This window comes from Amycolatopsis sp. NPDC041971 (assembly GCF_055588925.1).
In genome coordinates this window covers 253,702-266,576 of sequence record NZ_JBVJCE010000005.1, presented here as the reverse complement: position 1 = coordinate 266,576, position 12,875 = coordinate 253,702, and the positions used below count along the sequence as shown (strand labels likewise).

At 66.7% G+C, this 12,875-nt stretch carries 11 protein-coding genes; 7 read left to right on the top strand and 4 right to left on the bottom strand.

The window, feature by feature from the left end:
* The first annotated feature begins 22 nt into the window (after positions 1 to 22).
* The gene (locus ACZ6DT_RS14005) at positions 23 to 451 is read left to right on the top strand and encodes a PaaI family thioesterase (RefSeq protein WP_038511292.1); all 429 of its coding nucleotides are present in this window, start codon (positions 23 to 25) and stop codon (positions 449 to 451) included.
* A gap of 80 nt (positions 452 to 531) precedes the next feature.
* Positions 532 to 1,500, top strand: coding sequence for a LysR family transcriptional regulator (locus ACZ6DT_RS14000; RefSeq protein WP_465593685.1), 969 nt, complete (start codon positions 532 to 534; stop codon positions 1,498 to 1,500).
* On the opposite strand, the gene ACZ6DT_RS13995 is transcribed toward ACZ6DT_RS14000, so the two are convergent.
* Complete coding sequence (locus ACZ6DT_RS13995; RefSeq protein WP_465593682.1) at positions 1,466 to 2,278, bottom strand: alpha/beta hydrolase family protein; 813 nt, start codon at positions 2,276 to 2,278, stop codon at positions 1,466 to 1,468. The two genes, ACZ6DT_RS14000 and ACZ6DT_RS13995, sit on opposite strands and share 35 nt — an antisense overlap.
* Before the next feature lie 464 nt (positions 2,279 to 2,742).
* Between ACZ6DT_RS13995 and ACZ6DT_RS13990 the strand changes: the two genes are divergently transcribed.
* The 5 genes from ACZ6DT_RS13990 to ACZ6DT_RS13970 all read left to right on the top strand — a co-directional run bounded on the left by ACZ6DT_RS13990 (position 2,743) and on the right by ACZ6DT_RS13970 (position 7,580).
* Entirely contained in the window at positions 2,743 to 3,897 is a 1,155-nt protein-coding gene (locus ACZ6DT_RS13990; RefSeq protein WP_465593679.1) for a branched-chain amino acid ABC transporter substrate-binding protein, read from the top strand.
* Between the two features lie 111 nt (positions 3,898 to 4,008).
* Positions 4,009 to 4,980, top strand: a complete 972-nt coding sequence (locus tag ACZ6DT_RS13985; RefSeq protein WP_465593676.1) for a branched-chain amino acid ABC transporter permease — start codon at positions 4,009 to 4,011, stop codon at positions 4,978 to 4,980.
* Entirely contained in the window at positions 4,977 to 6,107 is a 1,131-nt protein-coding gene (locus tag ACZ6DT_RS13980; RefSeq protein WP_465593673.1) for a branched-chain amino acid ABC transporter permease, read from the top strand. Before ACZ6DT_RS13985 ends, ACZ6DT_RS13980 begins: the two co-directional genes overlap by 4 nt.
* Complete coding sequence (locus tag ACZ6DT_RS13975; protein ID WP_465593670.1) at positions 6,104 to 6,877, top strand: ABC transporter ATP-binding protein; 774 nt, start codon at positions 6,104 to 6,106, stop codon at positions 6,875 to 6,877. The genes ACZ6DT_RS13980 and ACZ6DT_RS13975 overlap by 4 nt, the downstream gene beginning before the upstream one ends.
* Positions 6,867 to 7,580 (top strand): ABC transporter ATP-binding protein, encoded by a 714-nt coding sequence (locus ACZ6DT_RS13970; RefSeq protein ID WP_465593667.1) that lies wholly within the window; start codon positions 6,867 to 6,869, stop codon positions 7,578 to 7,580. The genes ACZ6DT_RS13975 and ACZ6DT_RS13970 overlap by 11 nt, the downstream gene beginning before the upstream one ends.
* An 88-nt stretch (positions 7,581 to 7,668) precedes the next feature.
* Here the strand turns inward: ACZ6DT_RS13970 and ACZ6DT_RS13965 are convergent, their stop codons facing one another.
* The 3 genes from ACZ6DT_RS13965 to ACZ6DT_RS13955 all read right to left on the bottom strand — a co-directional run bounded on the left by ACZ6DT_RS13965 (position 7,669) and on the right by ACZ6DT_RS13955 (position 12,826).
* A complete protein-coding gene (locus tag ACZ6DT_RS13965; protein ID WP_465593664.1) occupies positions 7,669 to 8,208 on the bottom strand; it encodes a hypothetical protein in 540 nt (179 codons plus the stop codon).
* 116 nt (positions 8,209 to 8,324) lie between these two features.
* On the bottom strand, positions 8,325 to 11,459 hold the full coding sequence (locus tag ACZ6DT_RS13960) for a TIM-barrel domain-containing protein (protein WP_465593661.1): 3,135 nt from the start codon (positions 11,457 to 11,459) through the stop codon (positions 8,325 to 8,327).
* A 581-nt stretch (positions 11,460 to 12,040) separates the two neighbouring features.
* The gene (locus ACZ6DT_RS13955; protein ID WP_465593659.1) at positions 12,041 to 12,826 is read right to left on the bottom strand and encodes a DeoR/GlpR family DNA-binding transcription regulator; all 786 of its coding nucleotides are present in this window, start codon (positions 12,824 to 12,826) and stop codon (positions 12,041 to 12,043) included.
* Positions 12,827 to 12,875: the final 49 nt, after the last annotated feature.

The following is a 12,875-nucleotide window of genomic DNA, read 5'->3' as shown; positions in this document are numbered from 1 at the left end:
GCACGAATGTAAGGAGCTTTGCGTGACCGAACAAGCCCTCGAATCCTTCGCCGGGATCGACCCGGCCTTCGCCGGACAGCAGCTCAACGACAAGCTCGGGCTCGAAATCAGCGAATTCGGTCCCGAACGCGTCGTGGGCAGCATCCCGGTCGAGGGCAACCTTCAGCCGTACGGTCTCCTCCACGGCGGAGCGAACGCCGTCGTCGCCGAGGCTCTCGGCTCGATGGTGTGCGCCCTCAACGCCGGCACCGACAAGGCGACGATGGGCCTCGAACTCTCCTGCACCCATCACCGGGCGGTCCGATCCGGGCGGGTGACCGGTGTCGCGACCCCGGTGCACGTCGGACGAGGGACCGTCACCGCCGAGATCGTGCTGACCGACGACCAGGGGCGCCGGTCCTGCACGGCGCGGCTGACGTGCGTGGTGCGGGAACGGCCGCCGGGCGCCTGAGCCGTCTGGGTTGAAGTACGTGAGGGCCCCCTTCCTTGTGCCTAGGTACATGAAGGGGGCCTTCACGTACTTTGACGGGCGTGGATCTCGACACGGCTCAGGTGCGGGCGTTCGCCGCGGCCGCCGACCACGGCCATTTCGGTCGCGCGGCAGAATCCTTGTTCCTCAGCCAGCAGGCGCTGTCGAAGCGGATCCGGAAGCTCGAGGACGCCCTGGCGGTCCAGCTCTTCCGGCGCACCAACCGGTCCGTCGAACTGACCACCGACGGCGACCGCTTCCTCCCGCACGCGCGCGAGCTGATCCGGGCCGCGGACGCCGCCGTCGCCGCGATGGGCCCGCGAGACCGCCCTCCGCGCCTCGACGTCATCGACCCGCGCCTGTCCCCCTTGTTCATGCTGCGGCGCATCGCCGAGCGCGACCCGGCCCTGGCGGTCGAACGCGTCGCCGGACGCGGGCTGGCCAACGCACTCGACCCGCTGGTCCGCGGCGAAATCGACCTCGCGTTCGGCCGGGTCGCGGACCTCGGCCGCGAAATTCCCGCGGAACTCGATCACCGACTGGTCCGGCTCGAACCGCTGGTCGCCCTTCTCGCCCCGGAACATCCGCTGGCGAGCAACGAAACGCTGAAACTGTCGGATCTGCGAAGCGACGGCATCTGGATTCCGCAATTGGGCGGGCCGATGGAATGGCTTTCTTATTTGCAACGCCTATGCAAAGAATTCGATGTCCCGATCGACGACTCCGGGGTCAGTTACGACCTCCGGCACACACTGGAACAGACCCGTTACGGGAAGCGGCGGGTGACCCTCGCCGGTGCGGACATGGATCTCGCCTCCGACCTCAATCTGCGAGTCCTGCCCTTCGAGCCGTCGCCGCTGTTCCCGTGGTCGGTGGTGTGGCGGCGCGGCGAAGGCCCGGCCCTGCGGCGCCTGCTCGCGCTCGCCGGCCGGACCAGCCACGAAGAAGGTTGGTGCGCCTATGATCCCGCCCGGTCCTGGCTGCCGGACGACGACCTCAAGCAGTTAGGTGCCGGGCGAACCAGCGCGTGATCTCGGCGTCGACCAGCTTCGCGTGTTCCGTCTGCGGAGCGGGTTCGAGGCCGGGCTCCTCGGCGAACCCATGCGCCATGCCCGGGATGGTGACGAGTTCGGATCGCCGCTCCCCCAACGCCTTGTGCAGGGCCTCGGCCGGTTCGGTGATCGAGACGTCGTCCTCCTCGCCGATGACGAGCAGCACCGGCGCGGTCAGTTCTCCGGCCCGCCGCACGTAGTCGTACTCGTTCGCGACCGCGCGGGACCGGTCCGACCAGTGGTAGGTGACGTCGTACACCCGTTCGTTCGCCGCGATCACCGGTGCCAGCTGCGTCACCGGGTTCACCAGCGCGGCCGCCGCCACCTCGATCTCGGCATGGGTCAGCATCTGCAACGCGACCCCGCCGCCCTGCGAACCGCCGACCAGCCCGACCGGTCCGTCCTCAATGGACAGGCGGGAGCGCAGCTCCGCCACCGCCGCCGGGAACTCCGCCTCGACCTGCTTGGTGAGCGGTTCGACGACGTTGAGCACGTTGTCCTCGCTCGCGAGGCGGAAGAACTCCTCGAAACCGCCCTCGGGGAACCGTTTCCCGGTCAGTGGCAACCCGAGGTGCACCCGCCACGCGTGCAGTCCCCGCATGGGCAGCGCCGCCGCCATGGCCGCCTCACTGAACGGCGCACCCAGCAAATGCCAGGTCAGCACCAACGGCGCCGGGTGCTTCTCGTCCGACGGCGGCACCGCCACGAACGGAACTCCCGCGGCTGCGCCTTCGATCGCTTCGACGCTCATCGTCATGTTCTCCCAGGTCCTCGTTTTCGGCTCTGGGGACAGCTAAGCGCGAGGTCAGGGCCGGGATCCAACAGCCGTTCGGACCGCGACGACAACCATCGGTTGTCACGCGCAAGAGACGCGGGGGCACGATGGACGCCCTTTGGGGCAGCATTGCTACGACGAATGGCCGCCCACCAAGGAACTGAAAAGGCGCAAGATACGTGACCGAAACATGATCATCACCCACGAGCATGATCGACGGGGTAACGGTGAATCCCCAGCGTGACCAGCGGAGACTCGCCAACCGGCAACATTCGCCTTTTCGTGCAATTCGCTCTGGTTTCGACCGTCACGATGTGGACACAGAGTGATGGCCGTCTGGGCAGATCATGGCGTAGGGGGATATCTTCCTGCCCTAACCTAGCCCCTGTGTCGGGGGCAACGCCTACCGGCGGCTGGTTGGTCATGGGAGGTAGTCGGTGTCAGGAGTGCGTTTTGGACGGGTTTTCGCCGTCGCGGCGGCTGCGTCGCTGGCGCTGGCGGGCTGTGCAGGCGGCAGCAGCTCGTCCGGCAGCGGTGACAGCAGCACGCTGAAGATCGGGTTCATGGGTGACCTCACCGGTGAGAACTCCGGGATCGTGATCCCGCCCCGCAACGGCGCGAAGCTCGCTATCGACGAGTACAACAAGACGAACCCGGCGACGAAGCTGGAGCTCAAGGAATACGACAGTCAGGGCAAGCCCGAGCAGGCGACGTCGCTGATCGCGACCGCCGTCGGCCAGGACAAGATCACCGCGCTGATCGGCCCGGCCTTCTCCGGTGAGTCGAAGGCCATCGGCGGACAGCTGGAGCAGAGCAAGATCCCGAGTGTCTCGCCCTCGGCGACGGGTCCGGGTCTGGCCGCCAACGGCTGGAAGTACTGGCACCGTGTCGTCGCGAACGACAACGACCAGGGCCCGGCCATCGCGAACTTCCTCATCACGGCGAAGTCGCCGAAGAAGGCCTACGTCATCTCGGACGACCAGGAATACAGCGTCGGCCTGGCGGACGCCTTCGAGAAGACCTTCAAGGAAAAGAACATCCCGGTCGATCGCGACAAGTTCGCCAAGGACGCGTCGGACTACTCCTCGACCGCGCAGAAGGTCAAGGCCGCCAACCCGGACGTCATCCTCTTCGGTGGCTACTACGCCCAGGGCAGCCGTCTGCTCAAGCAGCTGCGTGACAGCCAGGTGACCGCGATCTTCGCCACCGGCGACGGTTCGCTCGACGCCCAGCTCGTGAGCGGCGCGGGTACCGCCGCCGCCGAGAAGGCCGTCATCGGCTGCCCCTGCAACATCAAGGACGCCGGCACGGGCGACGAGTTCGTCACCAAGTACAAGGCCGCGTACAACGCCGACCCGGCGATCTACGCGACCGAGGGCTACGACGCCGCGACCGCCATCATCAACGCGGTCAAGGCGGGCAACACCACTTCGGAGAAGATCAACGAGTTCCTGAAGACGGTCGACTTCAAGGGTGTCTCGAAGCAGATCAAGTTCAAGGAGAACGGCGAGCCGCAGACGAACGCGATCTACGTCTACCAGGTCACCAACGGCGTCATCAAGAACCTCGGCGCCTCGACCGAAGCCAAGCTCAACGGCTGACGGAGCAGGTAGGAACACCTAACGGAGGCGGGGGCGCTGTGCGAACACGGCACCCCCGCTTCCCGCAAATGTGGCGAAAGAATCCGCCCCGTCCCGTAAGGCATCCACGTCATGCTTCAAGATCTGCAAGCCCAGTTCCTCGGTAGCACCATCGGCGGACTGGTCGCCGGAAGCATCTACGCGCTCATCGCCCTCGGCTACACAATGGTCTACGGCGTGCTCCGGCTCATCAACTTCGCACATTCCGAGATCTTCATGATCGGGACGATCACGTCCCTGTTCGTCCTGATCACCATCGCGGGCGGCACCGCCCCGATCACGCTCGGCGTGTTCGGGATGATCGCCGTGCTGCTGCTGATCATCATCGCTTCGGCCGCCGTGTCCGGCGGCGCGGCGGTGTTGCTGGAGCAAGTGGCGTACCGGCCACTCCGCAAGAAGGGCGCGACCCGCCTTGCCGCCCTGATCTCCGCCATCGGCGCCTCGCTGTTCCTGCAGGAGCTGTTCGGTCTCGAGGTCATCGAATGGATCACGGACAAGTCCGGCCGTGTGCAACAGAACGCGCCGCGGTTCATCCCGCACGAGGAGCTCTTCCGCATCGGCAACGGTGTCGTGCGCACGGACCACGTGTTCGTCATCGTCGGTGCCGTGATCATGATGGTCGTCCTCGACCAGCTGGTGAGCCGCACCCGCATCGGCCGCGGTATCCGTGCCACGGCACAGGATCCCGAAGCCGCCGTGCTGATGGGCGTCAGCATCGACAAGATCGTGCGCCTCACGTTCCTGCTCGGTGGCGCGATGGCCGGTGTCGCCGCCGCGCTGTACGTCATGGAGTACGAGAACACCGATTACCGGATCGGGTTCCTCCTGGGCATCAAGGCGTTCACCGCGGCCGTGCTGGGAGGTATCGGCAACCTGCGCGGCGCTCTGCTCGGTGGCATCGTGCTCGGGCTGGTGGAGAACTGGAGTTCGATCTTCTTCGGTTCGCAATGGAAGGACGTCACCGCCTTCGTGGTACTGGTGCTGGTCCTGATGTTCCGACCCACCGGCATCCTCGGTGAATCGCTGCAGCGGGCACGCGCATGAAGGGCAACGAAGAAGTGGCTACAGAAAACGGAAAGCCCGCGCGCGCCGGGTTTCACCCCGTCGACGGTATGCGGGACTGGTGGGCTCGGGCCCCGCATTGGCAGCGTTATGGCGTTTACCTCGCCCTGATCATCGGCGCGCTGATCCTGCCCGCGCCCGCGATCGGTTCGTTCATGTCCCCGGAATCGGACTGGACCACGGTCCTGATCTTCCCGGTCGGGGTCTACATCCTGCTGGCGATCGGCCTGAACATCGTCGTCGGTCACGCGGGCATGCTCGACCTCGGTTTCGTCGCGTTCTTCGCGATCGGCGCCTACACGCTCGCCGTGATGGGCACCCAGCACGGCTGGGGATTCTGGGGCACGCTCGTGCTCGGCATCTTCCTGGCGGCGATGTCGGGGGTGATCCTCGGCGCTCCGACGCTGCGGCTGCGCGGTGACTACCTGGCCATCGTGACCCTTGGTTTCGGGGAGATCGTCCGGATCACCGCGACGAACACCGACGCCATCGGCGGCGCCCGCGGTATCACCAACATCCCGCACCCGGAGCCCATGTTCGGGACCGAGTTCCTGCTCGATCCGGCGCCGTACTACTACCTCATCCTGGCGGCGATCGTCGTCGCGATCGTCTTCTCGGTGCGACTGCACCGAAGCCGCGTCGGCCGGGCGTGGGCGGCGATCCGGGAGGACGAGGACGCCGCCGAACTGATGGGCGTCCCGACTTTCAAGTTCAAGCTGCTGGCATTCGCCATCGGCGCGATGCTCGGCGGTATGGCCGGCGTGGTCTACGCCAGCAAGGCCGTCTTCATCGAGCCGAACAACTTCCCGTTCATCCTGTCCGCGACCATCCTCGCGGCCGTGGTGCTCGGTGGAGCGGGCAACCTGCCCGGCGTCATTCTCGGTGCTTTCCTGGTCGCCTGGCTTCCGGAGCGGTTCCGGTTCCTGTCCGAGTACCGCATCCTGATCTTCGGTGGCGTGCTGGTGCTGATGATGGCGCTGCGGCCGGAGGGTCTGCTGCCTTCGCGGCAGCGCAAGGCGGAACTACACGAAGGAACGGGCGGGATGGGTGCCATGGGCGCCGAAGTCGCGGGTCCGGATTCCGAGGCTTCGGCGGAGGTGACGAAATGAGCGCACTGCTCGAATTCGACAACGTGACGATGCGCTTCGGCGGTGTCACGGCCTTGAAGGAAGTCAACCTCACCATCAACCAAGGTGAGATCTTCGCCCTGATCGGCCCGAACGGCGCGGGAAAGACCACCGTGTTCAACGTGGTCACCGGCGTCTACCGGCCGTCCGAAGGCCAGGTGCGCTTCGGCGACACCCGGGTCGACGGGACGAAGCGGTTCAAGATCAACCAGGCCGGGATCGCGCGGACCTTCCAGAACATCCGGCTGTTCCACAACATGTCGGCGCTCGAAAACGTGATGGTCGGTGCCGACTCGCACCACAAGACCGGCGCGATTTCGGCGACGCTCGGCCTGCCGCGGCACCGCAAGGAGGAAAAGCGGGGCCGCGAGCTGGCGAGGGAACTGCTGGACTTCGTCGGGATCGGCCGGGTCGAGAACAACACCGCGAAGAACCTCTCCTACGGCGACCAGCGCCGTCTGGAGATCGCGCGTGCGCTCGCGACCGACCCGAAGCTGCTGCTGCTCGACGAGCCCGCCGCCGGGATGAACCCGGCGGAGAAGAACTCGCTGCAGCAGCTGATCCGCAAGATCCGTGACGACGGCCGGACCGTGCTGCTCATCGAGCACGACATGAGCCTGGTCATGCACATCAGCGACCGGCTGGCCGTGCTCGACTTCGGCCAGAAGATCGCAGAAGGGCTCCCCCACGAGGTGCAGAACAACCAAAAGGTGATCGAGGCTTACCTGGGGGTGGCGGAAGATGCTTCTTGAGGTTCAGGACATCAACGTCCACTACGGGAAGATCGCCGCGCTCAAAGGCATGACCATCGAGGTCGGCGAGGGTGAGATCGTTTCGCTCATCGGGGCCAACGGCGCCGGCAAGACCACGACGCTGAAGACGATCTCGGGTCTGCGTCCGCTGACCAGTGGCCGGATCCTCTTCGACGGCAAGGACATCTCGAAGACACCCGGTCACAAACGGGTCGAACTAGGGATCGGCCAGTCGCCGGAAGGCCGGGGGGTGTTCCCCGGTATGACGGTGCAGGAGAACCTCCTGATGGGTGCCTACACCCGCAAGGACGATCTGAAAGCCGACCTCGACGAGGTCTACGAGCTGTTCCCGCGGCTGAACGAACGCAAGACCCAGTTCGGCGGCACGATGTCCGGTGGCGAACAACAGATGATCGCCATCGGCCGCGCGCTGATGACCAAGCCCAAGGTGCTGCTGCTCGACGAGCCGTCCATGGGCCTGGCGCCGATGCTGATCGCGCAGATCTTCGACATCATCCGCGAGATCAACAAGCGCGGGACCACGGTCCTGCTGGTGGAGCAGAACGCGCAGCAGGCGCTGAAGCTCTCCGACCGTGCGTACGTGCTGGAGACCGGTCAAGTGGTCAAGAGCGCCCGCGGCGCCGAGCTGCTGGACGACCCGCAGGTGCGGGCCGCCTACCTCGGTGGCGACCTGGGCGCCTGACGCCTTCGAGAGGGCCCCGTCGCTTTCGCGGCGGGGCCCTTTCTTGTGTGTCGAATCAGCGGCAGGAGCAGTGACTTACCCGCACAGCTCACGTCAGCTTGACGTCGGTGCCGGTGAGGTTCTTCATGTCGGTGAGCGTTGGGCCACCGAAAGCCCGGAGCACCACCGGCTTCGCCTCTTCGGGGAGGTCGAAGTAGAGGTCGAACTCGACCCGCACCCCGCGTCCCAGCTCGAACTTGTCGGGCTGGCGCTTGATGGTCATCGCCTGGTTGTCGACCGCGATCACCGCACCGGAATCGGTGACGAGCTGCTGGCGGCGAGTGTCGAAGAGGATGCCGGACAGGCCCTTCCCCGTCACCACCAGCCGGAGCCGGACGAACCGTCCTTTCGCGTCGAACTCGGTGTGGCTGCCGGTGAGGCTGGGCAGCCCGGCGGCCAGTCCGATGACGGCGAACTCGGTCTCCCCGTTGAGCACCGGCGGCAGGTGCAGCGCGGTCTCGTCCGGCCGGACCTCCCGTGCGGGCAGGTCGTAGACGGGTTTGGGGGGCGTCTTTGGTGGTTGTTCTCCGGAGCAGCCGGCGAGCAGGAGCGCGGCCGCCGCGAGAGCCCGAACGATTCCGATGCGCACCCCGTCGATTCTGCCTGTCGCGGGGGTATCCGGGCGTAGTCGTGACCCCGAACGTGCCGTGAAGGCCTCCTTGAAGGACTCTGGGTCCCTCAAGGAGGCCTTCACGGACCGCTAGGTCAGCCGATGCCCGCGGCGAAGACGTGCATCGCGGTGTTGGACGGAAGCGTCACCGCGACGACCTCCTTCCCCGCGGTCAACGGGACGGAATTCGCGAACACCCGGTACGGCGTGGTCGGGTAGGCCGTCCCCGCGCGGGTGTTCTTGCCCAGCACGGTCGCCACCGTGGTCGCGCCGTACTGGGCCGGATCGGCACAGCACCAATTGGGGAAACCGAGTTCGGCTTGACTGGTACTGCCGTCGGCGTAGCGGACGACGACAGCGCCCTTCGCCGTGCCCGTACCGGTTCCCGCCAGCACCAGTTTGGCGCCCGCTCCCCGCACCGCGATGGTCTGTCCGGACGCGAGGACGTTGTCCTTCCGCCCCGTTCCGGTTTGCGGCCAGGTCAGCTGAGCACCCAGCGCGGAGAAGCCGGCACCGGGCTTGAGGCCGGCTTCGGCGAGGCCTTCCGCGCGGAAACTGCTGCCACCGCCGTCGATGTCCCCCACCGCGACGTGGGCCGCGTCGGTGACGCCGACGTTGCCGTAGGCCGCGGCCAGCGAAGCGTGCGGCACGGTGACCGTCGCCGAGTCGGTGACCCGGTTCTCCCCGAGCCGCGCCTGGTACGACGCCGACGCGGTGAGCTGGTAATCGTCCGGTTCGATCCCCGCGTCCGGAGTCACCTTCACTGGCACCCGCACGGTCTCGCCGGGCATCACCAGTCGCGGCCCGGCCGGCACCTCGGCGCGGAAGCCGTTTGCGGGCAAGGAGAACTTGACGTTCCGGACCGGCAGGGGCGTGCCGTTGGTGAAGCTCAGCGTGCCCGTCGCGGTCTGCCCGGGACCGGCGACCACCGGCAGGGACAGGGCGACCGAGCCGTTGCGGTCTTCGGGGAAAATCCCACCGACCGCGCTCGTGCCGAACAGCCGGACGTCTTGACGGTCACCGGCACCGACCTTGCCGGTTTTGACGCGCGCGACCCCACCGACGGCGGGGTCGAACCACCAGCCCGACGACGCCGCGTCCAGTTCGGCCTTGCTGCCGTACTGCCGCAGGATCGAGGTCCCGGCCAGCACGGTCGCGGGCTTGCTTCCCGTGTGGACGGTGAGCTGGTAGTTCCGCGACGCGGGCTTCCCGGCGTAGAAACCGGAACTGGCACCGATTCCGACCGTCACCGTGCCCAGGCCGGACATCGGCGCGTCGACGGTGAACGTCTGCTTCGCCTGGTCGCCGTTCTTGTAGGCGCGAGTCACGCCGTCGTCCTCGGTGAGCGTGAACGAGCCCTTGCCCTGCGGGTAGACGTCGAGATCGAGTACGTTCTTGTCCCTGGTCTGCCACGACTTCGTGCCCTCGGCCCACATCGGCACCACGGCCCCGGCGCGGACGAACAGCGGCAGCGTGTCGAGCGGCGCGTCGTAACCGTCCACAGTGGTCGGTCCGGTGTAGGTCTTGCCGCTCCAGTAGTCGACCCAGGTGCCCTTCGGCAGGTAGATGCCGTTGCGCACGGTCGAGTTCTCGTACACCGGCGCGACCAGGAAGTCCTTGCCGGACAGGAACTCGTACTTCGCCTTCTCGCCCCAGACGTTCGGGTCGTCCGGGTATTCGAGCGCCAGCGGGCGGACCTGGCCGACGCCGGTTTTGTGCGCCTCCACCGAATGGCTGTAGGTGTAGGGCAGCAGCCTCTCCTTGAGCAGCAGGTACTTGCGGTTGATCGAGGTGTACGGCTCGCCGTAGCGCCACGGCTGCTTGTCCGACGCGGCCCAGCCGTCCATCGTCATCGAGACCGGCAGGAACGCCTTCCACTGCAGGTCGCGGACGTAAGTCTGCGGGCTGCCGCCGAAGATGCCGTCGATGTCGCCGGTGTTGTACGCGATTCCCGAGGTCGTGGCACCGGCGTAGGTCGGGATCTGCCACTTGATGTAGTCGTAGGAACCGGCCTGGTCGCCGCTCCACAGCACGCCACAGCGTTGCGCGCCCGCCCAGCTGACCGGCGTCCAGACGAAACCACGCGCGTCGCTGTTGTCCTCGATGCCCTTGTACGCGGTATCGCAGGCGTCCAGCGCGAACTCGTAGCCCGGGCCGACCCACGCGACGTCGAGTTTGCGGACCCGGACCCCGGCCTTGACCTCCTCGACCTGGTTCGGCACGCCGTTCTCGGTCCACAGTCCGAGTTGCATGCCGTTCTTGCGCAGGCCTTCGCCCGTCTGCTGGAGGTTCTCGTACCCGCAGCCGTAGCCGTCGTTGACCAGCATCCAGCCGTTGGGCATCCCGTGCTCGGTGTACCCCTCCGCGACCTTCACCGCGTCCAGCGTGTGCCGCTCACCGCGGTTGGCGTTGTGCAGGTAGCAGTCGGCGTCACCGTGTTCGAGACCGTAGAGCGGTGGCAGGAAAGGCTTCCCGACGAGATCGGTGTAGCCGGTGATGACGTCCTTGAGCCCGTTGCCGACGACGTACGTCGCGTCGAAGCGGCGCTCGTCGTGCGTGGTGCGCACCGGCTCGGTGAAGGCGTAGGTGCCTTGCGCGAAGGTGTTGCGCAGCACGCCGTATCCCGCCGATGAGGCGTAGAACGGCTGCGAGTTCGGGGCCCCGCCGTCGTTCCAGTTGTAGTCGGCGAAGATCCGGATCGTCTGGTCGCGGTGGCTGAACCTGCCGTTCTGCTCACCGCCGCCGACGAACTGCTCGGCCGCCGTCCGCGCCAGGGTCTGCGTGGTCTGCTTGTCGGTCCAGGACAGCGGCGCCGACTCCTCCCAGAGCCGCTCGCGGTCCGCGCCGTCGTACAACGCGAGCCGCAACGGGTGCTTGTACGCCCGCAGCGTGGCCTTGGGTGTGGAAACCGCCCAGTAGTCCCCCTTGTCGGTCCTCTTCGGTGTCGCCGGGGCGCCGGTGCGCGGCAGCACGATCTTGCTTCCGGCCGGATCGGTGAACGTGCCGTCCGGCGCCAGCCAGACACGGACGGCGCCCGCGGCCGGGAAGCTGACGCGGACGGCGGCGCTTCCCGAATTCAGGGTGACCGTGGCGCCGTCACCGGAGATTCCGGTGAGATCGCCCAGTTTGCCGGACGGCGCCGAGGCCGGATCGGCGTGGGCGGCGACCGGGGAAAGCCCGAGTAAGGCCACTGCGGCCAAACAACTCAGGGATTGCGCAACTCTGCTCATTCGAGACACCTTTCGCGCATGAATACGCAAGATGTTCTCTGTATAGCGCACCGTTCGCGCAAAGTCATCCGCCGAAGCGGTGCTGCCGACTTTCGTCGGGTCGCACGAAGATCCTTATGCGGCAACGACTACCTAGGTATATGAAGGCCCCCTTCCGATACCTGGGTGCCAGGGTTCCGGCAAAGTCGCATCGCCGCTGGTCGGTGGCGCCTTCGGTGATTCGAACTGGACTTCCGACGGGGGCGGACGACAGGATGTCTTGAGCGTCGAGTGTCCACAAAGGACACGATTCGGCCGCTGGATGTCCATTTGATGCGTTTATGTACGTTTTTCGACTGGGGTCGTGAGTGGAATTTAGGGCTAGAACCCTCTTTTTCCCTCACGACCCGGTCGAAAAACGCCCAAATCGGGCACTGTAGCCCCGGAGCGTCCTACGTGGACAGTCGAGAAAGATGTCAGGCGACTGTGGCGAACCCGCCCCTGTCACCGCAACACCCACTTGACCAGTGGTTACGCGACTTTGCCGGGACCCTGTACCTGGGCGCGAGGAAGGGGGCCTTCAAGTGCTTGAACGCGAAGAGTCAGACGGCCTGGACCTCGACCCCCGCGGCCTCGAACGCCCGCAGCACCTTCGGATCGGCGTTGGAATCGGTGACCAGGGCGTGCACCTGCGGGGTCGCGCAGATCCGCGCGAACGCGCGACGGCCAAGCTTCGAACCGTCGGCGACCGCGACGACACGTTCGGCGCGCTCGACCATCAACCGGTTGATACTCGCCTCGCCCTCGTGGTGCGCGAAGGCGCCGGCGTCCGCGTCGAACGCGTCGACGCCGAGGAACAGCAGGTCGATCGTCAGTTCGCTGAGGACGCGGGTGGCCAGCGGACCGCTGAGCTCGAACGACTGCGGACGCGCGACCCCGCCGGTGACCACGATCTTCACATGCGGCCGCACCGCCAGTTCGTGCGCGATGTTCAGCGCGTTGGTGACCACCGTCAGGCCGGGCGAATCACGGAGACCGACGAGATCGGACCGGGTGGCCAGCGACCGCGCGACCCCGGCGGTGGTCGTCCCGCCGTTGAGGCCGACCACCATGCCCTGCGCCACGAGCGCCGCCGCCGCGACGCTGATTCGCTGCTTCTCGGGCACGTGCCGCGCGGTCTTGTAGCGCAACGGCAGGTCGTAGGCGAGATCGTTGGCCACCGCACCACCCCGGGTACGGGTGAGCAACTGCTGTTCCGCCAGATGATCGAGGTCGCGCCGGATCGTGGCCGCGGAGACGTTCAACTCCTCGGCCACGTCCTCGACGTCGATCTTTTCCCGCTGCCCCAGCAGGTCCAGCAGGGTGCTCAGCCGTTCGTGCCGGGCCATCGGCGCCACTCCTAGCTCGCTGCGGCCTATCGCGCATGACGTTGCGCTG